Genomic DNA, 26,821 nt, shown 5'->3' with positions numbered 1-26,821 from the left:
GCAACTCCGACCGGCGCGCCCCCGCCTCGGTCAAGAACTACGCGAAGACCCACCCGCACCGCATGGGCGCCTGGTCGGCGGAGTCCAAGACGAACAGCGCGCCGCTGGGGGCGCGCCCCACCTTTCGGGAGGCGCGCACCATTTGACCTGCGAATTCGCCGACGGCGCGCCCCCTTCCCCGGTGGGTGCGCGCCCGCCCGCGCGAGTGATCGACAACGGTTGGCGCGGCGCGCGGGCTGGCTGGGCGCGGCCCTCGAGCGCGCGCCCTCGACGTGGAGCGGGGCGCGGCCGCGCGGTCAGGTTCCGCGCGCTTCCCTCGAGCGCGCGGGCTCGGCGCGCTCGCGCTCGTGGTCGAGGCGCGCCCGGAGACGACGAAGGGCGCGCCGCTGGGCGCGCCCTCTTCGGTGTTCCGGCCTGTTGCCGCGCGCCTCTACGGCGCGCGCTTCGTCGTGGCTCGGCGGACCGCGCGCGCGTCCCGGCGCGCTTCCCGCTTCCCCTCCTGCAACTCTGCACGCACCTGGTGCAGGAGGCTCGACAGCTCCTCGGGGTGCTTGTCGCCGAGGAGGCGAAGCGCACGCAGCCGTACGTTTGGCTCGCTCGGCATCCGGCCGTAGCGCGCCTCGGCGTACTGGATTGCGTACCGCAGGAAGCGCTGTTCTGCAGCGGCCCGGTCGCGGAGACCACGGACACGGGCGTCGTGCGCCTTACGGCTCTCGTCGGGCGCGGCCGCCGGCAGGAACCGGCCCGGCTCCTCCGCCATCAGGCGGCAGACCTCGTCCGCCCTGGCCGCTACCCTCGGTGACCGAAAGGCGAGGGCCTGCACCCGCCGCGGCACTGGTCCCGTGACCGGCTCGTCGAGGACGAACGCCGTCCACCGCCGGGTGAACGTCTCGTCGTCGAGCGCTGCAAGGTGCTTGGCCTCCTCGTGCGCCAGGTCCTCGACGACGTCCTGATACGGACGCATGGCCGCCTGCAGGCTGGCACGGAACGGTGCGATGCGGGCCGCCTGCTGCTTCCTGCTCTCGCCCTCCTGGAGAGGCAGGAAGGTGCGGGCCCGCTTGATGGCCAGCTCCAGCGCATCAAGGGTCCGCGGTGCCATCTGGGGCGCGGCCAACGCGGCGGCCTGGACGTCGTGCGGGGCGTCGCGCTTGTCGGGGGCCCCCGTGATGTGGCGGACAACCGCGTTCATGAACTCGTCGGGCCCCATGCCCGACAGGCGCTTGATCGCCGCCTCGACCTCGTGCGCTTCGGCCATGCGGTCTGTTCCTCCGGTTCGGGTCGGGCCCGCTGCTCTCGGGCCTTAAAGTGCGCGTCGTGCCTGCTAGGGCAGCAAGAGGTGGCCGTACCGAGCCTTGCGACAGCGTGTGCCGGGTTCATCGCAGGAGCAACCACTCCCCGGCCCCGAGTGCTCTGCACGCACCCGGTGGTCTCGATGCACTTGTCAGGCGCGCCCTGGGGAAGGAACACCGCGGTGTCTCTGAACCCAACGCCTGACGGCAGTCTCAACGCTTTGTCGCGGCAGCGATACAGCCACCTCGAGTGCTGATGGTACCCGCCGGCGGAGGGCCGGACGGGCGTCGTCGCTCTTATTCGGCCTGCTGAGGCGTCCTCTTGGTCGTCAGGGCCTCGATCATCGGTGCGAGCTTGCTGGGCTTCCACAGAAGGTCGTAGCTGGTCTGGGAGGCGGCGAGGACGCCGAGGAGGGTGGCGGCCGTCAGCTTTCCGTGCTGGAACTGGTCCAGGCCCCCGTCGGCGCCGACGGCCGCGACACCGGCGATCAGCGCGGCCACGACCGCTACGACCTTCTTCCACTTCGCCGGCCAGGCCGGGCGCTGCACCACCGCGGTGAGAAGCGGGAGCACAGCGCCCACCTGGGCGCCGGTCGTCAGGGACTGCAGAGTGCTCATGGGTCCTGCCCTTCATGCTGGGTTGCGTGTCGGGCGGACTGTGCGCGGCGCCGGTGCCTTGTGTCGCGTGCTCGCTCAGGTACCGGGCCCGTCGACCAGGTCCTCGGCGAGTTCGCGCGGCGGCGTGGGGGCGGGACGGTCGTACAGCTTGGCGACCAGGGCGCGGAGCTGGTGGATGTATTCGACCGCCGCGGCCTTCCAGCGGCGCCACTGCCGCTGTTCCTCCTCCAGGCGCTCGACGCGGTTCTCCAGCGTGGTCACCCGCTCGAGGGTCTTGGCGTTCGTCTCGCGCTGCTGCTCCAGGAGCTTGGTGAAGCCCTCGGTCACGGTCTGGACGGACGCCACGAAGGTGTTGGCCTCCTGCGTCTGCGCGTCGCTGTCGGTCTTGCGCTTGTTCCCCCGGTACACCAGCCACGCCCCGCCCAGCACACCGGTCATGCCGAAGAAGGGGGAGAGGACAGGCGCCAGAGAGGTGAGCCACTCCACGGGGCGCCTCCTCGGTCATCGGTCGTCAGCTTGGGTGCGCGGGAGCCTGGGCCCGAAGGCCCGCGGCCCCCCGCAGCGCGGGACCCTGCATCACGGCGAACGCTTATGTCTCCGTCAGCGTCGGTTGCGCGGATGTCGGGCTGACGCCGGCGACTGCGTTCCAGCCGGTGCGGATCGCTTCGAGGATCTGGTCATCCGTGATAGCGGCGGCCATGGCTGGCGCTTCCGTCGTCCCGGTGGCGGCTGCGGCGGCGACCATCGGAGGCGAGGCGACGATGCCGACCATCATCTGCACGGTCTGTGCCGCCGTGGGGCTCAGCACGGTCTTGGCCAGGTTCCAGCGCAGCGGGTAGCCGGGTGTGTCCGGAGACTCGGCAAAGACTTCCTGCGCGATCATGGCGATGGCTAGGCGGACGCGCGGCAGTAACGTCGGCTCGTCGGCGAGACCACAGAGGGCGCTCAGCGGGAGCGGCAGGGTGGGCAACGGGGGGGCCTCCTCACTTCGTGTAGGTGACGCGCAGCTTCGGGGGGTTGGTCTGGCCGTAGCCGCGTGCGCGGCCGTAGTAGGTCAGGCTCGAGTTGTTTGGGTCCAGCGCGATGCCCCGCCACTTCGTGGAGTCGAACACCGATGTGATGTCCACCCACTTGCCTTCGTTCTTGGCCCAGGAAATCGTCTTGGACTCGGGGTCGCAGGAGAACGTGGAGGGGCGAGACGTGAAGCCGTGTGCCTTGATCACGGCGCTACCGCCGTTGTTGTAGTACCAGTGATCGAAGTACAGGTAGACCTCGGCCTTTTGGATGGTCGCACCGGACAGATCGGTGCCCAGGGACGACGAGAAGCCGATGAGGCTCGCCTGCATGCCGTTCGTGGAGCTGTAGTAGCCCTGATAGCAGGAGTTGCCCCAGTAGCTGTTGTACGAGCCGCGGTTCGAGTACGACCCGGACCAGGTCGCGGAGTAGGTCTTGGTGTACTGCACGACGGGCGGGGTGGCTGTGCCGCCTCCGGTGTTGTATCCGCCGGTCTTCGGGATCTCCGGGCCGATGTCCTCGGCGTAGAAGACGCAACTGCGGCCGGTGGTGGGTAGGCCCAGTTCGAATGTCGTGCCGCTGGTGCTGCCGGAGTTCTCGAAGGAGAGCAGGAATCGGTGCAGGCCGGCGCCGAGCGTGCTGCCCGGAACGATGTACTCGAGCTCCGCTGTCCAGTACCGGCCCGTGTGTGAAGGGGTGAGGATGACGTGCTGGCGCAGCGTCGACGTGATTGTGGGCGTGGCGGTGCCGCCGTCTCGGAGGTAGAGGCGGGCCTCCCCGTCGTTGTTGTTGTCGAAGTCGGCCGTGGCGTGGAACTTGATGCGGTACATCCGGCCGGACTCGATCGTGACGGGCAGCTCGAAGTAGCCGAGCTCTGTGCCGGTTGCTGTCACGGTCGTGGCGGGCACGCCGTAGGAGATGATTCCGCGCGGCCGCTGGTCGAGGACTGTGACCAAGGGGTCCCCGCCCACGGTGAGGGTGTCGGCGACCGCCAGGCTCTGGAAGTAGGCGCCGCCGGTCTGGTCGATCGTCGCGACGGGCAGGCCGTCCGCGCTGAGCGTCAGGTAGTTGGGGCGGCCGGTCAGAAGGGAGACCGCTTCCTCCCCGTTGTCGTCAAAGAGCTGCAGGCCTCGGGGACTGATTTCTGAGCGGGCTCCGGCGAAGCCGGACGCGAGGACGATGCGCGCCTTCGCGTTGTCGTACTGGACGGTGCCGACGCTGGAGTTGACGGTGGAGCACGCGATGCGGAGCTGCGTCGTGCCGGCGGGGGCAGCATCGTCGGGAACGCCGCTCAGCGTGGTCCATGCGCCCTTGACTGCTGCGTTGTCCCCGGTGGTCACGGTGCTGTACCCGAGGATGTTCCCGGCCGTGTCCAGCCACTGCCCGTAGAGGCTGACCCGGAGACCGTTCCAGTCGGTGGAGGCGTAGTAGTCGATGGCCAGCCACAGCTTTTGGCCTGGCATCCCTGGCACCGTGGCCAGCGTCATGGAGCGGGTGACGGCCGTGGGGTTGGCGGCGTTCACCTGCAGGGCCTGCGGGGTGTTGTTGCCGGGGCTGACGATGGACCAGTACGTGCTCGTGGAGGCGCGGCCGGTCGAGATGGCGCCCTCAAAACTGGGGTCGGCGATGAGGTTGCCGTCAGTGCCGAGGGACAGCCGGTCGGCGGTGATCGCTCCGGCCTTGATGTGGGTGGCGTCGATGGCACCTGCGGCGATGGCGGTTGCCGTCACGCTGTTCACGGCCATCTTGTCCGCCGTGATCGACAGCGCCGCCAGCTTGTCGGTGGTGATCGCCAGGGAAGCGATCTTCTCAGCCGTGACGGACAGGGCGATGAGCTTGTCCGTCGTGATGGACCCGGCCAGGATCTTCGGCGCAGTGATCGAACCGTCCGCGATCTGCACCCCGGGGACGAGCGGGCGGAGCGCCGCGTTGTCGAACCACACGTCGCCAGCAGTGACCTGGGCGGCCTCGATCCGAATGCTGGCCCGGACGGTCCCAGCCGGCGCTGTGAAGGTGCCGGACACCCGCCCCCAGGTCCCGACTGCGGGCGTTCCCGGTGTTCCGGCGACGCCGTAGCCGAGGATCGTTCCCGCGGCGTCTTCCCACCGCGTGTGGATGTTCACCCCGCCGCCGGCCCAGTCCGCGGACAGGTAGTAGTCGGCCCCTAGGTACAGCTGGTCACCGGCGAGTACCGGGATCAGGGTCAGGGGCACGGCCCGGTAGATCGCAGTGGCAGAGCGGCAGTCGATTTTGACGGAAGCGGCGGAGCCATTGCCCTTGGTCTTGTCCTGCGCTGCGTACGAGATTCCGAGGACGAGCGAGGCGGTGACGGCTCCCTCGAACGAGGGGTCGGGCAGGATGTTGGACCCGCCGGTGACCGTCAGCTTGTCCGTGGTGATGGCGCCTGCTGCTACCGCGTTCGCCGTGACGGAGCCAGCCGCCAACTCGGAGGCTGTGACGGAGTTCACCTGCAGCTCTCGCGCACTGATCGCGTCTGCGGCGATCTTTCCGGCGGTCACGGCGTCCGCGGCGAGCGCCGCGGTGTTCACGGCCCCGGCCGTGATGTTGACGGAGTCGACGATGCCGGTCTTGAGGGCTTCGAGCGTCACGCAGTCGACCTGCATGACGCTGGTCGATGTCCCGCCGAGCCCGTTGTAGTTGAGCCACACGTACGGCGCGATGAAGCGGACGTCGTTGTGTACGACGCCGGGGTTCCGCGGGTCGTTGTTCGGGCCGGTCGAGCCGACCGCGGCGCGGTCCTTGACGAAGCCGACGACCGTCACCCAGCCGTCAGCGGTCGTGATGGGCTTGCCTGACGCGGCGACGTAGTAGTGCGAGTTCGGGCTACCAGCAGTGCCGTTGCGGTTGACCAGATTCTTTCCGTCTGCGCCGATGCCGGCGACGCCGACATAGAACGTCTCGGTGGCTCCGACCGGGCCGGTGAGGCGGACTCTGGCGCTCAGCCGGTACAGCACGCCGGGTTCGTACGGGATGGCCGTGGTGCCCTGCAGACGGTTGTAGCCGGTGGCCTGCCCAACGTTCTGGCTGGTGGGGGCGTCCGCGACGCCGGAGCGGTAATCCCAGACGGCCCCGGTGCCCTTGTCCGTGACGGTCCACGCGGCGGGGTCGTTCATCGTGTCGACGTAGCGCTGTGCTGCGCTGTCGCTGAGGGCGCCGCCGAGGGCGTTGATCAGGACGGCACCGTTGGCGATCTTCCCGACGGTGACCGCGGCCTTGGCGAGCTTGTCCTCGAGGACCGCGCCGTCGGCGAGTGCGGTGGACCCGACGGCGCCGAGGGCGATCTTCGCCGCGGTGACGGCGCTCTGGGCGAGCTTGACATCGGTGACCATCCCGTCGACGAGGTCCTCGCTGACGGCCTGGCGGGGCTTGCCCTCAACGGCGGTGGAGGGCGGCCCGGTGACCGCCGCGGTGTTCGCGGCGACCAGGCGCACCCAAACGCTGGTGTAGCCCTCGGTGCCGACCGTGACGGTGCCGCCGAGGGGAGCCGTGATGGTGCCGACTTGGGTGATGACGGAGGGCTCGAACGTCTCGGTGGTGCCGAGGTGGACCTGGATGAGCGAGAAGTCGGAGGGAGCCTCGGCGGCGTCCGTCCAGGCGCCGTCCCATCCGACGGTCAGGCCGGCCAGCTTGGACTCGATGACCGGAGGGGTGGGAGTCGGGGGCGGGGTGGTGTTGACGGGGACCAGGGCGACGCCGCCGTCGGGCTGCACGCCGACGGAGCCCTTGAGGGTGCCTTCGTCGTCGTAGATGTCGAGGCTGCCGCCCTCGATGCTCGCGTTGTTGAGTTGGTTGGACCGTTCGAGCGCTGCCAGCCGGTCCTCGAGCTGCTTGAAGTACAAAGCGAACTGCTTCGCCTTCTCCCGCTCGTCCAGGTTGAAGGACGACACCCGTCCTCCCTCCACTGCTTCCGCGGCCGCCGGGATCTCCGGGGCAGGCGGGAGAGTGGAAGGAAGGAGGGGTTAGTGTCGCGGCCTGGTCATCCGTAGAAGTCGCTGCGCGTGAGCTGCAGGACCGCGGTGCCGGCGGCGGGGTCGATCTCCTCGGAGACGACGCGGTGCCAGATGGCGAGTTCGCCCACCCACGGCACCTCGACCTGGAGGAGGATGCGGTCGCCGAGCACCCACGAGCCAAGCGGGGCGTTGGGGTGGTGGCGGATCGCGATGGACGGAATCGTGAGCTGTTCCGAGTGGCGGGCGCGTTCCTTCTTGCCGTACTCGGTCAACGTCCTCGCGTTCGCGGTGCTCTTGTGCGTGATGATCTTCGCGCGGCGCAGCCGCTTGTCGTCGACGACGACGCGGACCCGGGCCGTCTTCTGCCCGCTGCCCTTACCCAGCACGTAGACGTTGTTCGCGAAGAAGTCCCCCTGATAGTTGGGGGTGGCGATCTCGATGACGTTCTCGCCCTGAGCAAATCGCAGGTCGGAGCGGGCCTTGCCGAGTCGCCGTGTGCCCAGGTCGATGTGGTGAAGGATCTTCTCCTTCGTACCGTCCCAGTAGTGACGCTCGAGGAAGTCGCCCTTGGCGAGGTTCATGACGTCGGTGATCGTGGAGCCACAGTCGGGGTTGTCCCACCACAGCAGCTCCCACGGGTCCTCGCCGTTCGAGGCACCGAGCTTGTACCCGGAGTCGTGGCCGTCGAGGGTGACGCCCAGCTTGCCCATCTTGTAGTCCTGCAGGTGGGCCCAGATGTGCCGGACGACGTCGTACGCATCCCATCGGGTGCTGACCTTGTCCTTCGGCTTCTTCGGCATCTTCTTCTTCGGGTGGGTGCCGTCGATGTAGCCGTCGTGGTTCTTGTCTTTGCCGTCGTACGCCCATTTCTGGGCGATCTTGGCGCCGGAGCGGATCACCGACCCGAGGTAGGGCATGCCGCTGGGGTAGGCGGTGTATCCAGCACAGGACACCTTCATCGCCTGGCCCTCGAACGAGAGGTTGGTCACCAGGCCGCCCCATCGGATGCGGCCCTCGAACTCGGCGAACAGGGCCGTCGACCACTCGGAGATGACCGGTAGACCGTCCGGCTTGGCCATCAGCCGCAGATACTCCGGCTCGATCTTCCCCGTCATCTGGCCGGGCCCGTTCAGCTCCCGCTTGGGCGGGGAGTCCGCGACGAACGGCACGTCCCAGTCGAGGAAGTCACCCGTCACCGCGCGCATTGCGATGTACCGCCAGGCCATCAGGCGCTCACCGGCTCTTGCGAGTAGGTCACTTCGAGCGACAGCACCGTGTACGCGTCCGCGCGAAGGACGCCGGTGAAGCCCGCCGTGCCGATGCCCTCGATGTCGATGTCCCGCATCTGCCCGCGGTCAGCGGGGTCGAGGAGGAACCGGTGCCCGGCCTGGACGGCGAGCCGGCCCGCTTGGGTGACCCCGTACGGCATGCCGACACCGTGCTGGTCGTTGAAGGACACCCGCACCTGCCCGCGGGCCTCCGTGGTGTCCGGGTGCAGCAAGCCCGTGATGAGGACGTGCACGCTCACGTGCGTCGCCCACTCCGGCACCTTCTCCGTCCACGTGGCACCGAGCGGGAACAGCTCCCAGACGTCAGTGATGGGCCCGACGTCGTCCGGGGACGCCCAAGCGCCGGGCAGGTAGCGGCGTGAGGTCTGAGTGCGCGGCCGCACAATCTGCCGCAGGTCGGTGACCATGCTGGCGGTGATGGCGGTCGTCGACAGCGGCAGGTCGACCCGGGCGAGCGTGATGGCGGTGGAGTCGGGGTCGATGTCCAGGACGCTCGTGGTGCCAGGCGGCACGTCGGGGATGACCCTGGTGTAGACGTACGGGCCCACCGTCGGGTCTTCGGGCGCTGGCCACGTCTCCCCGCCGTAGGGGTCCTCGACCCTGGCGATGATCAGGTCCGACCGTCCCCCGTCCGAGGACGTCGGCTCGATGTCCACCTGCTCGGACGTCGGCATGCGGGCCGCGTACGACTGATCGCCTCCGCCCGCGGCCGCGCGCCGCTTCGCGACCATGGCCCCCGGCGCGACCTGCACGGCGCCGGCCGGGGCGTCCAGCGCGGTGACGAGGAGATCGGCAGGGGCGATGACGCCCTCACCGCCGCACGCTGCCGCCTCGACGATCAGGCGCAGCGTCTCCTCGGACGCTGCCGTGCCCTCGACGAACCAGGGGATGCCGTCCCACGCCATGACTTGTTCTCCTTCTCCGTACGGGAGAGGAGAGAGTGAGAGGCCGCGGGCGCTACTGTCGCCCGCTCACCACCATGAGTACGCATCCCGCCAGGCCATCCGAATCCGCGGCCCTTCAAGGGCGCGGGCCGACGACTTGGTGTAGGACAGCGACGCCGTCCAGTACCCGGGCGGGAGGAACATCTGCGACAGCCGCGGGCTCGACCTGGTCAGCTTGTCCGCCACCGACTTCGACGACGAGCTGGTGTAGTGGGTGACCGTACGCACCCACGGGCGGGCGTCGATCGTGACGTGCTCGCCGTCGGGGATCGTCATGGAGAGCTGCACTTCCCACAACGCCGGCGTCACCGTGAGCTTCGGGTTCTTGCACGGCCCGTGGATCTCGACGTAGGGGTATGTGTTGAGGGTGCCGCGCTGCTGGAAGGAAGCGGTCTTCTTCGACTGGAACAGCCAGGCACCGCCCCCAATCCGGCCGGGCCGCCCTGGCAGCCCAATGAACTGGTGGTCGTACAGCTCGACTTCCTTCTCCGTCTGCTCGTAGAACCGATCGTCGACGGCCGCGAACTCGCAGACAACGGGCGTGTAGCCCTGACGGCTCAGGCGGGAGTGGGAGACGGCGAACTTCCGCGGCCGCCCGTACAACTGGCGGGTGCGTCCCCCAGAGCTGTGCACCAGCCAGGCAGCCCGGCCGGCCTTTCCGCGGATGCCGTCGGCCCGCCACACCTGGCGCAGCATGTTCACGCCGTCCAGGCCCCACTGATACGGCCCCTGGTCCTTCTTGTTGTAGGCCGCGAGCACCGCCTCCGTGTTGCTCCAGTCACCGACCCGGGTTCCTCGCGTCCACGGGCGCATCGGCCAATGCAGGTCGATGGGGCCGCCCACGCCGTCGACGCCCAGCTCGAACGTCACCGTCGCGTTGCGCTGGTAGTCGCGACCCATGCGAACGCCGTCCTCGCCCGGCATTGCCGCGTCGGCCAGGTCCATGTCGGCGAACGTGATGTCCGGCTCGCTCAGACAGTAGATGCCCTGCGCCTCGCGGCCGAACGTCAGAGATGCCCCGGGATAGTTGTCGTAGGAGGAGTAGCCGAGGAGCCATTCACCGTCACGCATTGCCTCCCCCTCCCAGGCGGATGCGGCGCAGCTCGAACATGGCGTCCTCCAGTGCGGTTCCCGTCGATGCGACCGCACCGATGTTCAGATTGAGGTCACCGCCGACGAGCGACCCGGCAGCCTGCGCGGCCGCCGTTCGCTGCCTGACGGTGGTGGCGCGCGTCCGTACGCCGCCCTGGGCGTACTGGCGCATCGCGCCGTTGGCGAAGTAGACGACCCGGCCGCCGAACATCTCTGCGACCTTCTCGAGGATCGCCTCGCTGCGCTTGCGCTTGCCGGGGGCCAGGGGGATGTACGCCTCACCGCCGGTCTCCGGCTCCGCCCACAGCCGCCACTCGCCGGGCTTGCCGATCTGCGCAATGTGGTTCTCGGCGCCGGCCGCGAAGGCGCGGACGCGGTCCATCGCGGCCCGGATGCCGCCGTTGGCGTACCGCACGATGCCGCCGTCCGCGTGCGTGCGGACCACGGAGGGCTTGCCTGACTCGCTGTACTGGACGGTGACGTGCACCGTCTTGCCGGTCAGGCCGTTGATCGCTCCCTGGATGCGCTGCACGTTGGCCAGCGGCGACTTGGTCGGGGCCGTGATCCTGACCGTCTTGCCGCCCTTGCCGTCAACGTTCTGGATCTTGAAACCCAGGTCCTTGAGTGCCTTCTGGGCAACCGCGGTCGGTGCCTTGACATCGATGGACTTGCCCTTGGGCAGACCCGCGACCTTCTGCTGGACGTTCTTCAGGTCGCCGGCGGCCTTCTGGATGATCGCCTGGACGGTGACCTTCTTCTTGTCCGGGGCGTTGGCGATGTCCTGCGCCAGGGCGGCGATGTTCACGCGCGCGCCCCCGGTCGGGGCCGAGACGGTCACCTTCTTGCTGCCGGGGATGCGCTGCACGGTGAAGCCGAGGGCTTCGAGCTGTTCGCGGGCGGCGACGGTGGGCGCGTTGATCTGGATGCCCTTGCCCGGCGGGATGCTCTCGAGCTTGCCGCGCAGGGCCAGTACCTCGGCCGTCGCCTCCGGGATGCCCTTGGCGGTGACCAGGGTGGTGATGGTGTCGGGCACGAACCCCATCTGGTCGACGAGCGCCTTCGCCTGGTCCTTCGGGATGCCCATGTCCCGGGCGAGTTCGAGCGCCTTCTTCCGGGCCTTCTCCATGGCGGCCTGGCCCTTGTCCATCGCATCGGACATGGGCATCAGGCCCTGCTCCCCGGCCTCCTGCGCCTTGGTGGCGACGGCCAGCATGTTGTCGCGCAGCTCCGTGAGCTGGCTGTTGAGTGTCTGCCCGTTCTTCGTGCTGGTGTCGACCAGGTGGTCGTTGCCAACGAGCGCTTTGCCCCAGCCGTCGGCGTGGTCGATGTTCGACTTCATGGTGTCGTCGATCTGGAGCATCACGTTGTTGAGCTGGGCCTCAGCATCGTGGAACGACTGCGTGTTGCCGCTGAGGGCGTCCAGTGCCCGCTTGAGGGCGTCGGTCCGCTCGTCCGCGCTCTTGGTCTTGTCGGCGAAGCCCTGTACGGCGGTCTGCAGCCGGTCGTATGCCGTGGTGCCGGTGGCGGTGCTGCCGTTCGTCGCGTCGGCGAGTTCCTGCTGTCTCTTCCTCGTCTCCTTGAGGGTGCCGTTCATGTCCCCGAGGGCGTCGGCCGCGGCCTTGTACTTCTCGCCCTGCTCTGTGTAGACGAGTTCGGACGCCTTGTCGGCGGCGTAGCTCTTGTAATACTTCGTAGCGTCGGCAAGGCTCGTCAGCTTCTTCTGCAGGTCGTCGACTGAGCCGCCCTGGTCCAGGTAGGCGTTCGTGACGTCCTTGAGGCTCACGCCGGCGTCGCGCAGAACATCGACCAACTTGCCCTTGCCGTCGGCGAGCTTGACGTCATACAGGTACGCCGCTGCCTGCGCCCGCACGTTGGCGTCGACCTCGCCGTTCGACTGGGCCAGGGCCTGCGCCAGGTTCTCGACCTGTTCCTCGTGGGCCTCCGCGGCGCGCGCCGCGGCCTCCTGCTTGGAGGCGAGCCAGCCGAGACCGATCGTCGCGGCGGTGATGGCGATACCGAGGGGGCCGCCGAGTGCACCGGTGATGCCGCCGAGTGCCCGTACGGCGACCTTGTTGGCGGCGCCGATACCGCGCAGGGTGCCGGTCAGGCGGCCGCCCTGCTGCGAGACGCGGCTGTAGACACCCGACATGCGGCCCCAGAGGCTCAGGCTCGTGCCTGACGCGGTCGCGGTGCCGCGCAGCGTGGTGTTCAGCGTGCGCACGGAGGTTCCCGCGGCCACGACGGATGTGCCGAAGCCACGGAGCATAGTGGCGACGCCGCTGACGACCTTGAGGGCGAGCATCGTGCCCAGGAAGATGGCCAGGCCGGTGTTCGCACCGGGTATCACGCCCATGATCCCGTTGAAGATCTGCAGCAGGCCGTTGAAGGTCACCAGCAGAACACCGAGCCCGGAGCCGGCCGCCGACAGGTTCCCGATCGCCGTGGCGATGTTCGAGATCACGGAGATGAGCGCGGGCCCCACGGTCTGGCCGAGGGAGCTGAAGAAGGTGCCCAGGGCGGGCATCAGCTCGAGGCGTATCTGCCGGACCAGGTCAGTGATTCCGCCGTCCTTCATGGACCGGCCGAGCCCGCGCATGAGGTCCCCGAAGAGGAGGTTCACCTCGTGAAAGGCGGGGGCGGCGTCGCTGAAGAACTGCTTCATCGCCTTCTGTCCGGCGCCCGAGTTGGCGTAGCGCTCGAAGCGCTTCATGCTGCCCTCGAGGCCGTCCAGCATGGCGTTGCCGGTGTCCATGGCCGCGCGGCCGACTCCGCCGAATCCCCGGATCAGGCTGCCGGTTGTCCGACCGAGCTGCGCGGCCTTGTCCCCTGCGTGATCGAGGAACTTCGCGAGGCTGCCGGTTTCCCGGCCTGCCTGCACAGAGGCCCGGAACCACTGAGTCAGTCGCTTGCCGCCCTGGGCGACCCGCTCGACGAACGGGCCGGAGGCGACGAGGAAGTCCGTGGTGGCGTGGCCCATGTTGGCCAGGCCGTCGACCAGGCTGCCGACGACGCGGGAGTTCGTGCCCGCGATCGTCTTGAAGTCCTTGCGGAAGACGCCGGACTTCATGGCCTTGGCGGCGCGGTCGGCGAGGGAGCCCATCTGTGAGGCGGAGTCGCCGAGGGCGTCCTTCAACAGGGGAAGGACTGACTTCGCCAGGGGCTTGATGTCCCCGGAGATCTTGGAGAAGAACCGCTCACTGATGCTCTTGCGGACCTTGCTCCACGCGCCGGAGAGGGACGAGACCTCGGTGACGGTCTCGCGGGCCGACTTCGACAGCTTGCCGAGGGCCTGGTCGAGCTTCTGCTGTTCGGCCTTGGTGACCTTGGTCCCAGCGGCATGCTGCTGCTGGATCTTCAGCGTCTCCTTGAGCGCGTCGCCGAAGCCGGAGAAAGCGATCTTCGTGCCGATGGCGGCGGTGCCCGCCGCGGCGATCAGCCCGGGTATCGCGCCGAGGACACCGACCGCGGGCGCGGCCGCAGACACCAGAGCGGTGAGGCCGGCGCCGTACTGGCCGATGAGGGCGACCGCGGGCTCCAACAGGGAGAGGAGTCCGCCGATGAGGAGCCCGCGGCCGCGGGGCATCTTCGCCCGTATCGGGACGTTGACCGGGCGGCGGTCTGCCTCATCCTGGGCGCCGGTGATGAGGTTACGGAGCCCGCTGAGGAGACCGCCGCGGCGGCCGCCGTTGTCGCCGTCGCGGTCCGGTCTGACGGGCAGGTTCAGGTCGAGGTCGTCGATACTGCGGCGGATGCCGTCGAGTTCACTGCGGAACCGCTCCTCGTCGACCTTGACCTTGACCTTGGCGGTGACGCCCTTGGACGCCTCCTCCACGGCCTTCTTGAGCTGCTTGCGGAGCCCCTTTGCGTTGACCTCGACCTTGATCTTGGCGGCCAGGCCCTCGGCGGCCGCCTCGACTTCGCTGCGCAGCTTCGCCGCGAAACCCGCAAGGTCGGCGACGACCGGCACGTCGAGGCGGCCGGCCTGCAGGCCCTCAGCCACTGCGGACCATTCCTCTCTGCATGGCGGCCATGAGCATCTGGCGGTGGCCGGTCATGCGGGGCGCCGGCGGCTCCGGTTCGGGCTGCGGCTGCTGCGGCGGGGGGCCGGAGCGGCTGTGCTTCGCTGTGGTGGAGCGCGGCGGGCGAACGATGGTGGTCGGCTCCTCACGCCGCTTGTCTGCGGCGAGGAGTCCGATCTCCTCGACGATCAGCGCCAGTAGCTCCAGGACTCGGTTCCAGCCCCCGAGGGGGCGTGAGCGGACCTGGGAGTCGTCTGGCAGACCGTCGACGAGGGAGATCAGCCGTCGGAGGCCGATGAATCCGGGCTGTCCTGGTCGGAGCCAGACGCGTCGGGCGTCGATTCCGTGGAAGCGGGAGAGGTCGGATTCGACGTCTGCGAATCGTTCGCGGAGGAGTCGTCCGACCTGAAAAGTTTCCCCAGCTCAACCCCGTAGACCCGGATCAGGGCGATCGTCAGGCGGACGTAGTCGCCGATGAACGGGCGCGCCTTCAGGAAGTCCTCGTGCTGGTCGCCGAGCAGGATCGCGTACGTCTGGCGTACGGCCTCCAGGAACTTGAGCGGCAGGGACGGGCGGCGGAAGAGGGCGTTGACGACCTCCTTCACGCCGGCGTCGCCGTCGGAGGACTCGAGGACCTCGCCAAGGAGGCCCATCAGGTCCAGTTCCTCGGACAGGATCGGGTCAAGGGCGTCGGCTGGTAGCTCCGCCGGGAAGATGAACTGCTCTCCGCCGAACAGGACCGGGATGCCGTCGGGGTGCTGAACCTCGCGGCGTTCGGCGTCCAGGTCGATGACGAACGACATGGGTGTGACCTCTCGTGTCTGCGTAGCTGAGTCGCGGTGGTGCGGCAGCGCGCGGACAGTGGCAAGCCGTTGGGGCTTGTGTCGCGCGCTGCCGCGAGGGGTCACGTCGCGGGCGCGAAGGCCGGGTCGTCGGTGAGGACGTACCAGGCGTCGAGGTCGTCGCCGCCCTGGACCGCGAGCCTGAGCGGCAGCACGGCCTCCTTGGTCTTGGCGAGGTCCTTGGAGACGCCTTCCATCTGCATGCAGCGGGGGACGACGTAGCGGTAGTGCTTGCCGCCGTCGATGACCTCGATGACGGCCATCACCTCGGTGCGGGAACCGATGCGCGGCGGGGTGAACTTGTAGTGCGTTGCCGCCGGCGGCCCGGCGACGCTGATGGTGCTGATCTCGCCGCCGCCGTACACCGCGCGGAAGTTCTCGCCGGACCACTGCTGCAGGTCGACCTCGATGGTGGCCGCATCGGAGGTCTGGAAGGTGCGGGTCGGGTACGAGGACTGGGCGGACTTGACCTGCTCGAAGTTCGGTTCGGAGTTGAACTTGAGCGAGTCCTCGGTGGTGAGACCGACGCTGCGCAGTGCGGCGGGCAGCGCCGTGGTGGCGTCGGCCGGGGCGGTCGTGCCGACGGGGGCCAGATAGACCCGGGTGATCGACGGAATGACGATCTGGTTGTTGTTGGTGGTCTCGCCTGCCATGACGGGGTTCTCCAAGGTGTCCGGTGCTAGGGCGCGGACACCTTGGAGAGCTGGGGTGGTTAACGTCGCGTCGTCACGGGTGGAGGGTCACGGAGAGGTTCATGAGCCATCGGGGTTGGCCGTCGACGAGGGGCGACCAGACGAGGAGGCCGGAGGGCTTGACGCCGTTGATGACCGGCCGGCCGGGCGTGTGCGGCGCCTCGACGATGCCCTGCGCGACCTGGGCGCAGCGGACGAGGATGCGGCGTAGCTCTGCCCTTCCTGGCCAGCCGCCTGGGTCTCCGTGCACCTCGAGCGTCACCTCCGGCGCGGTGGCCCATCGCAGGTCGCGCAGGTCTCCGCCGGGGCCGTGGCCGATGACGAGGTGCGGCCAGGGTGCTTCGGGGATGCCGGATACGCGGCCGGGACCGCCGAGGGCGTCGGCGGCCTCATCGCTCTGTTGGAGCCAGGCCAGGAGTACGGAGACCGGGTCGGCGTCCGCGACGGTCAGCTCGGTCATCGTGAGCGGGCGGTGAAGCCCTGCACGCGCAGGCGGCGGGCGTAGTCCGGGGACACGTTGATCTCGGCGCCGGGCGTGTAGTCGGCTCCGTCGATGCGCAGGTGATGCGACAGGGTGACGGTCACCGGCTCCTGGTCTTCACCGAGGGGCGGGCCGACGACGGTCGGGGCGCGGCGGGCGCGCTCCGGGCGGGCCTCGGCGGTCTCGGTGACGGCCTCGGTGTTCTCCTCCGCCGCGGTGGCGGGCTTCTTGGTGGTGGTGTTCGTAGCCATGGCGGGGACTGTGCGGACGGGGGCCGCTTGTGTCGCGTCGTCAGCGGCGGGCGGCAACGATGGCGGCCGCGCGGGACATGAAGTGTGTGCCGTCCGCTCGCAGGTTGCCCGGGTAGACGGTGCCGACCTCGGCCTCGACGACCTTCGGGGCCTGCACGGACACGGTGACGGTGACCTTCTTTCCGGCCACGACCGGCTGTCCCGTGTTGATGTGCCGGGCGATGCCCTCCGGGTCGCTGTGCGTGGTGCAGCGGCAGTTCTTGAGGTTGGCTACAGCGCGGGAGCTCTCGTCGCGGGGCTCCAGCATGTACGTCTGCGCGCCCACGCCGCGGTGCTTGATGTCCCACTCCATGGAGTTGATCGAGAAGCGCAGGTTCCCGGGGACTTCCTGCCCCTGCGCCGCGACGTGGGTCGGGCGGACCTTGTCGTCGCCGACGGTCACCCATCGTTTGGTGGGCGGGGCCAGCCGCTTCGCCTCGATCTCGACTTGGTGCGCGATGCGCTGCACTGCCGGGGCGATCATGCGGGCCAGGGCCTCCTCGAGCCCCTGGTTCGGCGTGAACTTGGCGCCGGCCATCACAGCGCCTCGGGCGGGTTCAGGGTCGCGGCGGCCTGGACGTAGTCCACATCCGGGCAGCCGGGCACCTTGTGGTTGCGGGGGGTGCCTGTCAGCGTCCAGGAACGGCCGGTCTCGTCGCTGATGGTGTCGCCCTCCTTGACGGGCCATGCCTGCGGGTCGAGCCGTACCGTCCATGAGCCGTCGTCCTGTCGGAGGACGGACCCGGGCCAGGTGCCGCGGGGGGCGGGCTTCTGGTTCGGGTTTGGGGGGACGGGCACACCGTTGGCGTCCCGGCCCCAGGGGTGGGCGAGGACGTACACGGTCAGCAGGGCGTTCGGGAGGACGACGGCCATGTCAGCCGGCCCCGGCGACGACGAGGGCCTTGGAGATGCCCAGCTTGACCGCGGTGACGTACGCAGTGAACGCGGCGGTGGTGTTCTTGCGGTTGGCCCGGGTCATGTCGCCGTTGAGGAAGAACGCGGCGCGCTGGGTGGTGCTGATCTCGAGCTGTACGCCCTTGCCGCGGCTGGTCCGGTTGCAGATGTTCGTGGGGTCGTTGCCGTTCAGCTCCTCGGTGGCGAGCTGTACGGTGAACCCGGCGTCCTTGAGGCACTGGCCGATCTGGTCGCGGAGGTTGAAGTCCATCCCGCCCAGGTACGTGAACGCCGTGGCGCCCGTCGCTCCGTGCCACGACACGATGTGCGTGGCGGCCTGCGCCATCGCGAGGGCCTGCGGCTCGTCGTACCGGGTCGACGTGATGTGCAAGTCCCCGTTGGAACCGGCGGGCTTGAAGGCGTCGAGGCTGTAGAAGTCGTGGATGTCGGCTGCGGCCGCATCGGCGAGTTCGGTCGTGCCGGTCTCGATCCCGCCCCCGTGGATGGCCAGGTGCAGCAAGGTCGAGACCTCGGAGACGCGCCAGATCCGTTGGTAGTCGATGCCCTCGATCTGGCCGCCGGCCATCTCACCGTAGGACTGGTAGAGGTCGCCCATCGGGCTCGCTCCTTTCGGGTTCAGCGGTAGTAGCGGCCACGGGATGAGGAGTACGGCCAGGGTGGGCGCGGCGGGCGGTTGAGTGGCTGGTAGAGGCGGCGGCGTAGCCGGTTCAGGGATGCCAGCGCGGGCAGCGCCCCGGCCTGCCCCTCGGTGGGAGCGGCCTCGTAGGAGATCGACTGCCCCTCGGCGCTCACCGAGGACACCCGGCGCCCTGAGTTGCCCACGCCGCCGGGTCGCTGCCGCTCGGACTCCGCGGCGTGCGCGGTGACGTAGCGGACGATGGTCTCCTCGGTGGCGCCGTTGAGACCGACCAGGAAGTCGACGTCGTAGGTGCCATCCGCGTGCGGCCGGTAGGCGATGACTCGAACGGTGTCGTCCTGGTCGGGCAGAGGCCAGGAGTCGGCGTCGTCCAGGTCGCCGGTGAAGAACGGCGTGACGGCGCGCAGAGTGATGGCCTTCGGCACGACCGGACGGTTGAGGTAACCCACCACGTCGGCCTGTGCGTTGCGGATGGCTGTCTCGAGCGCACTGCGCTGCTCGGCCGTGATCGGGAGCGGTACGCCGAGTGCATCGGCGACGGCTTCCGGGGAGGCGACGAGGCCCATGCCCATGGGCAGGTCGAGGCGCACGCTGGTGTCCTTGACCGGCTGGACCCCGTCGCTCGGGGTGAAGGTGACCATGCCCCAGTAGCGGCCGGCCGGTACCTCGGGCAGGTCGAACCGGTACACCCCGGGGCGTAGCCGGGTGACCGTGGTCGCCGCGGCGACTACCGGGCCGCTGCGGTCGGCCGTGCCGTACAGGTCCAGGCGGCTGACTGCGCCGCCGGCCGGCTCGGGGTCGTAGTGCGCCCCGCCGTACATGGGTTCATAGTCGAAGACCACCCCGGGCCCCCTTACTTCTCGTCGCTGTCCGCGTCGGTCTGGGCGGCGAGCTGTTCGGCCTGTGCTACCAGGCGCTCACGGATGCGGGCCGCGATGCTCTCGGAGACGTGGGCGCCCTTGGGCTGCAGCAGCCGCTCGACGGGGCTGCGGTGCGGTCCGAGGAACGTGCGCTCGATGAGGCGGACCGTGCACGTGAGGGTGGAGCCGTACGGGGTGACGGGCTGGAAGACGGCGTCGACGTCGGCCGGGGGCTTCTTGGTGGCGTCGTCGAGGATGACCTCGGCGATGTCGTCGGGGATGACCTCGGTCGGGGAGACGTAGCCGGTGTCCGCCGGGGGCTCGGGCGCCTCGTGAACGGTCGGCGGTTCGAGCGGGGCCACGTCGGGCGCCTTGGGGGTGGCGTCGGTCGTGGGCGTCTCCTCGGCGGCCGCGGTGGCGGTCTCCTGCGGGCTGGAGTCGCCCGTGGGCTCCGCGGTGGTCTGCTCGGTCTCGGCAACGGTGGCGTCGCCGGTCTCGGCGGTCTTCGCGGTGGGGGTCTTGCGGGTTCGGGTGGTGCCTGCCATGGGTGGCTCCCTCTCGGGGTGGTGTTCCGGTCGGCGCGCACCCTGCACACCGGGCGGCGCTTGTGTCGCGTCCTGCCACTGGAGGGCGGCGCGCGGACGTACGGTGACACCGGACGGCCCCCTGCCCGAGCTGGGGGCCGTCCAGGCGTCTGGGCTCAGGCGTAGGTGAAGCCGTTGGTCTTGGTGACGTTGCCGGCGTCGTCGACGAGGACGACGTTCACCGCCCCGGTCGCGCCCGCGGGTGTCTTGACGCGCAGCTCCGTCGCGGAGACGACGTCGAGCGACGTCCCGGCGGTGGCGCCGAAGTTCACCGCGGACACGCCGTCGAGACCGGTGCCGGTGATGGTGACCGTGGTTCCGCCCACGGCCGGGCCGGTGGACGGCGTGATCGTGCCGATGGTCGCCGCGGTGAACAGCCGGTCGATCACGGACTGAGGGACGACGTCCCCGGGCTGGTAGAGCAGGTGGCGGCGGGAGCCCTCGGGGCGGCCGTCGCCGCGGCCGTACGGCTCGGTCTGGTAGACGTTCTCGGTGATGCGCATGGGTGGGTCGGAGACGGCGACGGCGGGGAATGCCGCCTTCGTGATCCGCTGCCCGCTCTCTCGGTAGAGGCCCATCGGTGTCCTTCCGCTGCTTCCGTGTGTGGTGGCCGCGGAAGGATGGGACACGGGTCAGGCTTGCGTCGTGCCCTGGGTTCGGAGGCGCTTGCACAATTGTGCAAGAACGATCTTGGACGCCTTACAGGAGCCGAAGGTCGTCCCAGCCGTCCGGGCCGACACTGAACACCAGAAGGCCGGCCGCGGAGACTTCGCCGCTGCGGGCGGTGTACCAGTCGGAGCCGTTGTCGAGGGTGGGGGCCTGAATCCACAAGCGGCCGTTGCCCACCTGCTGTGTCCGGAAGTGATGGAAGTGGCCGGTGATCAACACGTCCGCGTCCGCGATCGGCTGACGGCCGAACGTCTGGCCACGCCACCAGTCCACGGCCTTGTCCGGGCGCGGGTACTGGTGCCCGTGCGCCAGGCCCACGATCTTCCCGGCGACGTCCAGCGATACGGACTCCCGCCATCGCTCCGGCATGACGAAGCTGACGTGACCGTAGGCGTCCTTGTTGCGGGCGTAGGCGTCCGCGATCTGCGACAACACCTCTATCCCCCAGTCGTCACTGGGCGGCCCAACTGCCTCGCGGCCGCGCCTGACACGCCCATGGTTGGAGCCGCACGTCGCGGCGACAACTCGGCCGAAGCGTCCGGCGAGACGGTCCAGGCCCTCGAAGGTGATCCGCCGGTGGACGCGGATCATTTCGGTCATGGCGAGGTCGTTGGTGTACGCCTGCTGCGCGGTGTTCTCGTAGTTCTCGACGCAGTCACCGGCGTCCATCCAGTACGCGGCGGTGGGGCCACGACCGACGGCCTTGAGGTCGCGCAGGTGGTCGTCGAGCCGGTCGAACCGCTCAGCGACCCGGGCGACGAGTTCGGGGGTGCCGCCGTCCCTGCCGACCTTCCCGGCCTGTGCGTCGGCGTAGACGACGACCAGGGCGCGCTCCGCGGTGTCGAGGGCGGGCCGTGGCTTGCGGCGGCGGCGCATAGCGTCACGTACGAGGGCGTCGACGTCGCCGGTGGACAGCCACGCTTGGGCGGCAGGCTCGATGACGTAGCGGCAGCGCCAGACGGCGCGGGTTACGGCGTCTTCGCCCTGGGCGTCGCGGTGCCATGCGGCCGGGTCGTGCCGGGCCTCGACGAGGCGGACGCGGAACCCTTCGGGGATGGCGAGGCCCATCTCCTCGACGCGCTCGCGCCAGTCCGCTTCGCCGGCGGGCGGTGTCTCGGCGGGCGGGGCGGTGACGACCATCGTGCCGCCCGGCTCGTACCGCACTCCGCTTTCCCAGCCGCGAGGGGCGGTGAGCTGTGTCCGCTGCACCTGAGTGGCGTGGCTCTGTACAGGGGAGGCGGGTTCGAGCAGCGCCTGCAGGTCGTTGTTCAGGGTCATCGTTCGCACCGGCATCCGTTGGACTCACCGCGCCGCCGGTGCCTGGCCACCGTGTACGCGGTGATCGGGTCGCCGTATCGGCTGAGAGTGTCGGCGATGGCCTTGGCGGTGACACGGTCGGAGTCCAGTGCCGCGCGGAGGGAGGCCGCTACGTCTTCATCTGCGACGGCCAGGAACGCGCCGACGCTGCATTGGGGGCCCCGGTGAGTGGCGGGAGCGCCGGCGAGCGCGTCCAACTCTTCCGCGAGGCTAATGGGTTGCTTCTCGATCACCGGCGTCCTCCGTCGTCGTGATGGTGGTACGTGGAGGGGGTGCACCCGCGGTCGGGCGCACCCCCTCACCCGCGTCCTGGTCAGCCGGTCGGCTGGGTCCAGGTGCCGATGACGAACGACTCGGGGCGCGGGACCTCGAGGGCCAGGCGCTCGTCGGCACGGAAGGTGATCAGGCCCTTCTCGAAGTTGTCCGCGTTCTCCGAGGAGACGGTGACGCTGACGTTCTCCCTGTCGTGGAGCTGGGCACCCAACCCGAAGGCGCCGATCAGGAAGTCGTCGTCCGCCATGGCCGTGGTCTCGACGACGTTGAGCCGCCAGACCTTCTTCTCCGCGCCGATGGCGACGGCGACGGCGACGCGGAACGCGCCGTTCTTGTCCTCTTCGACCTCGACGTGCTCCCACATCGTCGGGGACAGGACGATGCCGGTCGGCTCGTACTCGGCCAGGAGCGCCTTGGTGATGGCGCGCCGGATCTGGACGCTGTACTTGTCGGTCGCGATGCCGGTGTACTGCTGGACTCCGGGGGTGTTGTAGATGCCGGTGAGGGACTGGCCGTCGCCGACGGAGTGGAGAAGGTCCCAGTCCTCCTGGTACTTGACGCCCTCGACCATGCGCCCGTTGATGAACGTCTTGAGGCGCGGCTCGTCGCTCAGGATGTTCTTATGCGCGTCGATCAGGTGGGCGACTTCGGCGACCGGGTACATCACCGGGGTGAGCGACAGCTTCGACCGCGGCGCGCGGCCCCAGGTGTCGGAGTCCGCGCCGGTTGCCGGGCTGACGCCGTCGGCGGCGTAGCGCTCCTTCACCTGTCGGGCGTTGTTGGTCCAGCCGGTCTCTCGGGCGCCGTAGAGGACGGCGTTCTTCGTCGAGGACTTCGGGAACAGATCGCGGATGTGCCATTTGCGGTAGGCCCGCTCGGCGATGCCCAGGTTCTGGACGCTGCCGAGGGTCTGGTGCGTGACTGTGCCCGCGGACAGGGAGAAGATTGACTTCCCCTCCATCTCGGCACGGACGTACGGCCGATCGCGGAAGCCGGCCTCTGCGGCGCGCTTGAAGGAGTCGGACTCGACGAACAGGTCACCGAGCGACTTCTGCTCCATGGTCGGGGTCTGCCCGTAGTGGGTGGCCGCGGCCGGCGGGTTCTCCGGGGCGTCGAGGTACGACTTGACCTCGATCAGGCCCTGCTCGGCGTCGATGAGGGCCTTGATCTCCTGCGCCTCGCTGGAGACCTTGCGGAACTTGGTGGCCTGCTCGGTGGAGACGACGAAGCCGCCACCGTCCTCGACCTTGAATCCCTTGCTGATCTCCTCGGCCTCCGCGGCCTTCACCTGGAGCTGCCGCTGCAGTTCCTTGATGCGAGCGTTGTCGGGCATTTCTGCTCTCTCCCTGATGCTGGGGTGCGGTTGACGTGCGTCGCTCCGCCCGGCCAGCACCGGGACAGCCTCAACGCGAGGCGGAATGGAAAGGGGAGAGAGGGGTTAACGTCGCGTGCTGCCCGCTCAGTTCGTCAAGAGCGGGCAGCACATAGGGTGTGACCTGCGGTTTCGTCGATGTGGGGCCGGTTGCCCGCGGTCGTGGACGAGAGGCTGAGTCGCGACTCAGCTCTGCAGCAAGGCGAGTGCGGCCTTCACCTCGTCCGCCTCCAGCCGCACCGTGGCGGGGTCCTGCTTGTCCTGGTCGACGGCGTCCTCGGGGGCCGTTTCTTCGCTCGACGTCCCGTCCTCGGTGGGCACTTCGTCGTCGTCGAAGGTGTACTCGTCCCACAGGTCCATGCCGGTCGGACCGGCCGCGCGGTTGGGTGCCGGGGCAGGCCGCTTCAGCGGCTGGTCGACGTCGAGTCCCTTGCGGGACAGGGCGCTGATGAGGGCGCGCACCTTGTCGCGTACGCCTTCGAGCTGGCCGGGGTTCGCGTCCGATGTGCTGATGCGGGCGGTGGCGTCGCTGAGTGCGTCGACAGTGGGCTGCACGACGCGGGCGTCGATCTCCTCGTCCTCATCTGCCTCGCGCGGGCCGTCGTCGTCATCGGGGACGACCACGGTTGCCAGCTCCACACGCTGCGGTTGCCCCAGCGCCACGTCGTCCCCGTCGCCGTCTCCTCCGAGCGTGTACGGGACCAGGTAGTGCTGCTCGTCTTCGCCGTCGGAGCGGACGGAGGCGATGACGTGGTCCGGGTAGGTGCCCTGGATGCATGCCCACGTGTCTTCGTCCGCTGCAAGGAGGGTGCGGACGGCTTGGCCGAGTCGGTCGCGGATCTGCTCGAACGAGGCCGGAAGGGGCTGGATCGTGTTCATAGGCTCTCCAGGGGCAGCGAGGCGGGCTTTGGCTTCCAGGACGGCGCGGCGAGCGCTCTTGCTCTCGGCGGCGTGGGTGGCGGGGTAGATCCCCAAGGCGTCTTTGTGGCGCAGGTTGCAGTAGCCCTTGGCGTTGTCCGGGCTCATGTGGCGTCCGGCGATGGCGACGCAGCGGTCGAAGTCGCCGGGGGTGCCCCAGCCGATTTGGGCGCCGCCTTCGCCGTGGACGTACCAGTGCCGCAACTGCTCGGCGTCGCCGCGGTTCTGGTCCGTGCCCCCGGCGGCCTTGGCCTCAGCGACCATGGCGCGTGCCGACTTGTGCTCGACCTGCGATCCGTGGATGCGGGCAGCCGCCACGACGGCCCGCGCGGACTTCTTCTCTCCGCCGAGGGCGGCGTAGGTGTTCATGAGGCCGGCGGCGAACTGCTGGGCTTCGGGGCTGGGCTGTGTGCTCGGCGGGCCCTGGGGCAGGGTGGCACCGGCCAGGAGCGACCAGGGGGTGTCTCGGCACTCCGGCCGGAGCAGCGACATGTCGGGGAGGGCGGTGATGGGCCACCAGGCGGTGACCTCTGTGGCCTCGCCGTCCGGGTTGTCGGGGTTGGCCACGCGCCGCTCGCCGTAGGGCCGGTTGAGCGAGACGGCCGACTCGCTGGGGATGACCGCGACATAGCCGCGGTAGATGCCGTTCGGGGCGGTCCAGGAGCCGACGATGTTTGCCGTTCCCGGCAGGTCCGCGCCAGTCTCTTCCTGCCACTCACGCAGGGCCGCGGCGAGGGCGTCTTCGTCCTTCTCCCGGTGACCGCCGGGGAACTCCCAGGTGCCGGCCGCCGGATCGTCGTCTTCAAGGGCGCGCTGGATGAGCAGGACGCGGCTGGTGTCGGCTGCCTTGAGGGCCAGGCCCGCGACCTTGATGCGGTCCTCGTCCTTGACGGCTTCGAGTTCGACGGGGGTCGGGGTGGCCTTGTACTCCATGCCGGGGGTAGCCGCGGCCTTCACCTCGAGGGCCCGAGTCATCGGGTGTGCACCGTGCAGGACGGGGCTGACCTCGAACAGGTCGAGTCGGTGGATGACGCGGACGCCGTCAGCGCGGCGGGTGGCTCCGTCCGCGGGGACGCGGTAGCCGATGGAGAAGGCGGCTTCGCCGTGCTCGTACCACTGCTTGACCTGCTCGTAGGTGTCGCGGCCCTTGCTGGTGCGGCGGTTGTACTCGACGGTTGCGACCAGGGCGCCGGCCTCGGCAGGCCAGTTGGGAATTTCGGCGAACCGGGGGTCGCCGGGCATCCACTCCTCGACGTCCAGGACGACGCCGACGGCATCCTTCCATTCGTGGTGCCAGACGGCTTTGACGCGGCGGGTGGCGAGGGTCTGAGCGAAGGCGCCGGGGACGATGAGGTCGTTGACCTCGTCGACCACACCAGTGACGGCGTAGATTGCCCGGCTGGTGCCTCGCAGGGTGCTTGGGTGTGACGATCTTGTAGGTGGAGCGCTCGGCACGGCGGGAAACCTCCGGCGGTGGACAGTGGGCCGCCGGGCACCGTGCCGTTCGCGTCTGTCTAGTGTCCTGTGCTGGCCGCAGGCTCCACCTGGGCGTCCTCAGCTTCCGAGCGCGCCATGGACCAGCCGAGCATCCAGTAGCGGTAGCCGAACTGCTGCTCCGCGTTCCCGCGGCGGTCGTACGGGCTGGCATCGCCAGGGTCGCCGGATTGGTAGGCGGCCTTGCCCTGCTGCTGCACCCGCAGGGCGGTCTCACGGTTCAACTGCACGTCGTCAGCTCCCTACTGGAACATCGAGTCCTGTACGCCGCGGTCGCTCGCAGGAGCGGCCTGGGGCGGGCTGGCGGCCTCGTCGGCTTTGCTGTGCGTTCGGGTCATGTGGGCGTCGTCGACGTCGATCGCCCACGCGTCCGGGTCTGTGTAACGCCACACCTGTCCTGTCCCATCCCTCACCCATCCGGTCAGTGTGCCGTCGGCGTCCTGATCCAGCCACGCCTGTTCGCCGTTGCTGCCGGTGTAGGAGGCAAAGGCGTCGGCCGGGTCCGTCTCGTCACCCTCGTCGTAGGGATCGCCCGCCCACTGGCGGGCGTCGTCGGACGGCGGTTCCGGGGCATCGGCCGGAGGCTCGTTGCCGGGCGGCTGCGCCCCGTCGGCGGGCGCCTCGGCGGGCTGCTCCGGCGACGCTGCCGGGTCCGGAGCGGCCGGTTCTGCTAGAGGGGCGCCCGGGTCCGTCGGCTCTGCCGGATCGCTGGGCGCCTCCTCGGCGAGCGCCCCGGGGTCGAGTTCCTCGTCGGGCGTCTCCTCACCGGTGTCCGTGGTCTGTTCGTCGTCCTCTTCCCCGAACGGCTTGCCGCCCTTCTTGGGGTCGAGAGCCTTGATGGCGTATCCGTATCTGGTCACGGGCGGAGGATGGAGGGGCGAAGCCGTTTGTGTCCCGGCCTCGCCCCGTCACCTCACGGACCAAGATCGTTCTTGCACAATTGTGCAAGCGCCTCGGATCAGCTCTCCGGCACGCGTGCTTGCCGGGGTGCACCCTGCCCCTCGTCGATCACGTGGGTGTGCTCGCGAAGTACGGCGAGCACGGTCGCCTCATCATCCCCGGCCACCGTCCGCACGGGGCCGGTTGGGGACAGGGAGATGGGCTCACCCTGGTGGAGCTCCACCAGGGCCGCGGCGCGGTGCGACCCGATCACCGGGCGGTCGGCACGCCCGGTGACCTGCACGCTGTAGGTCGCCCCGTCGTCGAACGCTCCGGTGACAGCGAACGGCATCAGTGCTCTC

26 protein-coding genes and 1 pseudogene are annotated in these 26,821 nt (G+C 69.4%); 1 reads left to right on the top strand and 26 read right to left on the bottom strand.

The annotated features are described in order from the left end of the window. Positions 1-113: pseudogene (locus ABZT04_RS33745) on the top strand (NADP-dependent isocitrate dehydrogenase); the annotation flags it as partial. A 317-nt stretch (positions 114-430) separates the two neighbouring features. On the opposite strand, the gene ABZT04_RS33740 reads toward ABZT04_RS33745, so the two are convergent. The 26 genes from ABZT04_RS33740 to ABZT04_RS33615 form a co-directional block, all read right to left on the bottom strand. Continuing rightward, on the bottom strand, positions 431-1,255 hold the full coding sequence (locus tag ABZT04_RS33740) for a hypothetical protein (protein WP_133041356.1): 825 nt from the start codon (positions 1,253-1,255) through the stop codon (positions 431-433). Between the two features lie 331 nt (positions 1,256-1,586). Then, positions 1,587-1,907, bottom strand: coding sequence for a hypothetical protein (locus ABZT04_RS33735; RefSeq protein ID WP_133041357.1), 321 nt, complete (start codon positions 1,905-1,907; stop codon positions 1,587-1,589). A gap of 75 nt (positions 1,908-1,982) precedes the next feature. Continuing rightward, entirely contained in the window at positions 1,983-2,393 is a 411-nt protein-coding gene (locus tag ABZT04_RS33730; protein ID WP_133041358.1) for a hypothetical protein, read from the bottom strand. A gap of 103 nt (positions 2,394-2,496) precedes the next feature. Beyond that, positions 2,497-2,877 (bottom strand): hypothetical protein, encoded by a 381-nt coding sequence (locus ABZT04_RS33725; protein ID WP_356061005.1) that lies wholly within the window; start codon positions 2,875-2,877, stop codon positions 2,497-2,499. A 13-nt stretch (positions 2,878-2,890) separates the two neighbouring features. Beyond that, positions 2,891-6,829, bottom strand: coding sequence for a hypothetical protein (locus tag ABZT04_RS33720; protein ID WP_356061004.1), 3,939 nt, complete (start codon positions 6,827-6,829; stop codon positions 2,891-2,893). Between the two features lie 89 nt (positions 6,830-6,918). Further along, positions 6,919-8,118 (bottom strand): hypothetical protein, encoded by a 1,200-nt coding sequence (locus ABZT04_RS33715; RefSeq protein WP_356061003.1) that lies wholly within the window; start codon positions 8,116-8,118, stop codon positions 6,919-6,921. Next, positions 8,118-9,086, bottom strand: a complete 969-nt coding sequence (locus tag ABZT04_RS33710; RefSeq protein ID WP_356061001.1) for a hypothetical protein — start codon at positions 9,084-9,086, stop codon at positions 8,118-8,120. Before ABZT04_RS33710 ends, ABZT04_RS33715 begins: the two co-directional genes overlap by 1 nt. Before the next feature lie 66 nt (positions 9,087-9,152). Beyond that, complete coding sequence (locus tag ABZT04_RS33705; RefSeq protein ID WP_356060999.1) at positions 9,153-10,196, bottom strand: hypothetical protein; 1,044 nt, start codon at positions 10,194-10,196, stop codon at positions 9,153-9,155. Beyond that, positions 10,189-14,217, bottom strand: a complete 4,029-nt coding sequence (locus ABZT04_RS33700) for a hypothetical protein (RefSeq protein WP_356060997.1) — start codon at positions 14,215-14,217, stop codon at positions 10,189-10,191. Before ABZT04_RS33700 ends, ABZT04_RS33705 begins: the two co-directional genes overlap by 8 nt. Positions 14,218-14,514: 297 nt before the next feature. After that, on the bottom strand, positions 14,515-15,039 hold the full coding sequence (locus ABZT04_RS33695) for a hypothetical protein (protein WP_356060995.1): 525 nt from the start codon (positions 15,037-15,039) through the stop codon (positions 14,515-14,517). A gap of 101 nt (positions 15,040-15,140) precedes the next feature. Further along, entirely contained in the window at positions 15,141-15,731 is a 591-nt protein-coding gene (locus ABZT04_RS33690) for a hypothetical protein (protein WP_356060993.1), read from the bottom strand. Positions 15,732-15,804: 73 nt separating this feature from the next. Next, positions 15,805-16,230, bottom strand: a complete 426-nt coding sequence (locus ABZT04_RS33685; RefSeq protein WP_133041366.1) for a hypothetical protein — start codon at positions 16,228-16,230, stop codon at positions 15,805-15,807. Further along, a complete protein-coding gene (locus ABZT04_RS33680) occupies positions 16,227-16,502 on the bottom strand; it encodes a hypothetical protein (RefSeq protein ID WP_356060991.1) in 276 nt (91 codons plus the stop codon). The genes ABZT04_RS33685 and ABZT04_RS33680 overlap by 4 nt, the downstream gene beginning before the upstream one ends. Positions 16,503-16,542: 40 nt before the next feature. Next, a complete protein-coding gene (locus ABZT04_RS33675) occupies positions 16,543-17,079 on the bottom strand; it encodes a hypothetical protein (protein WP_356060989.1) in 537 nt (178 codons plus the stop codon). Beyond that, on the bottom strand, positions 17,079-17,414 hold the full coding sequence (locus ABZT04_RS33670; protein ID WP_356060987.1) for a hypothetical protein: 336 nt from the start codon (positions 17,412-17,414) through the stop codon (positions 17,079-17,081). Before ABZT04_RS33670 ends, ABZT04_RS33675 begins: the two co-directional genes overlap by 1 nt. Before the next feature lies 1 nt (position 17,415). Further along, positions 17,416-18,051 carry a poly-gamma-glutamate hydrolase family protein gene (locus ABZT04_RS33665; RefSeq protein ID WP_356060984.1) on the bottom strand — a complete coding sequence of 212 codons (636 nt, stop codon included), beginning with the start codon at positions 18,049-18,051 and terminating at the stop codon, positions 17,416-17,418. Positions 18,052-18,071: 20 nt separating this feature from the next. Further along, on the bottom strand, positions 18,072-18,935 hold the full coding sequence (locus tag ABZT04_RS33660) for a hypothetical protein (RefSeq protein ID WP_356060982.1): 864 nt from the start codon (positions 18,933-18,935) through the stop codon (positions 18,072-18,074). Positions 18,936-18,946: 11 nt separating this feature from the next. Beyond that, on the bottom strand, positions 18,947-19,498 hold the full coding sequence (locus ABZT04_RS33655) for a hypothetical protein (RefSeq protein ID WP_356060980.1): 552 nt from the start codon (positions 19,496-19,498) through the stop codon (positions 18,947-18,949). A 155-nt stretch (positions 19,499-19,653) separates the two neighbouring features. Continuing rightward, the gene (locus ABZT04_RS33650; RefSeq protein WP_356060978.1) at positions 19,654-20,115 is read right to left on the bottom strand and encodes an IPT/TIG domain-containing protein; all 462 of its coding nucleotides are present in this window, start codon (positions 20,113-20,115) and stop codon (positions 19,654-19,656) included. Positions 20,116-20,236: 121 nt separating this feature from the next. After that, entirely contained in the window at positions 20,237-21,484 is a 1,248-nt protein-coding gene (locus tag ABZT04_RS33645) for a hypothetical protein (protein WP_356060976.1), read from the bottom strand. Then, on the bottom strand, positions 21,481-21,756 hold the full coding sequence (locus ABZT04_RS33640; RefSeq protein ID WP_356060974.1) for a hypothetical protein: 276 nt from the start codon (positions 21,754-21,756) through the stop codon (positions 21,481-21,483). The genes ABZT04_RS33645 and ABZT04_RS33640 overlap by 4 nt, the downstream gene beginning before the upstream one ends. Positions 21,757-21,836: 80 nt before the next feature. Then, positions 21,837-23,129, bottom strand: a complete 1,293-nt coding sequence (locus ABZT04_RS33635) for a phage major capsid protein (protein ID WP_356060972.1) — start codon at positions 23,127-23,129, stop codon at positions 21,837-21,839. 225 nt (positions 23,130-23,354) lie between these two features. After that, positions 23,355-25,460, bottom strand: a complete 2,106-nt coding sequence (locus ABZT04_RS33630) for an NUDIX domain-containing protein (RefSeq protein ID WP_356060970.1) — start codon at positions 25,458-25,460, stop codon at positions 23,355-23,357. 140 nt (positions 25,461-25,600) lie between these two features. Further along, positions 25,601-25,810, bottom strand: coding sequence for a hypothetical protein (locus tag ABZT04_RS33625; protein WP_356060968.1), 210 nt, complete (start codon positions 25,808-25,810; stop codon positions 25,601-25,603). Positions 25,811-25,822: 12 nt separating this feature from the next. After that, positions 25,823-26,440: a hypothetical protein gene (locus ABZT04_RS33620; protein WP_356060966.1), complete on the bottom strand. Its 618-nt coding sequence runs from the start codon at positions 26,438-26,440 to the stop codon at positions 25,823-25,825. Positions 26,441-26,538: 98 nt separating this feature from the next. After that, positions 26,539-26,811 (bottom strand): hypothetical protein, encoded by a 273-nt coding sequence (locus ABZT04_RS33615; protein WP_356060964.1) that lies wholly within the window; start codon positions 26,809-26,811, stop codon positions 26,539-26,541. Positions 26,812-26,821: the final 10 nt, after the last annotated feature.

This window comes from Streptomyces sp. NPDC005492, from assembly GCF_040605995.1.
GTDB lineage: Bacteria > Actinomycetota > Actinomycetes > Streptomycetales > Streptomycetaceae > Streptomyces.
Note: the sequence above shows the minus strand (reverse complement) of the source record. Positions and strands in the feature narration are given on the sequence as shown.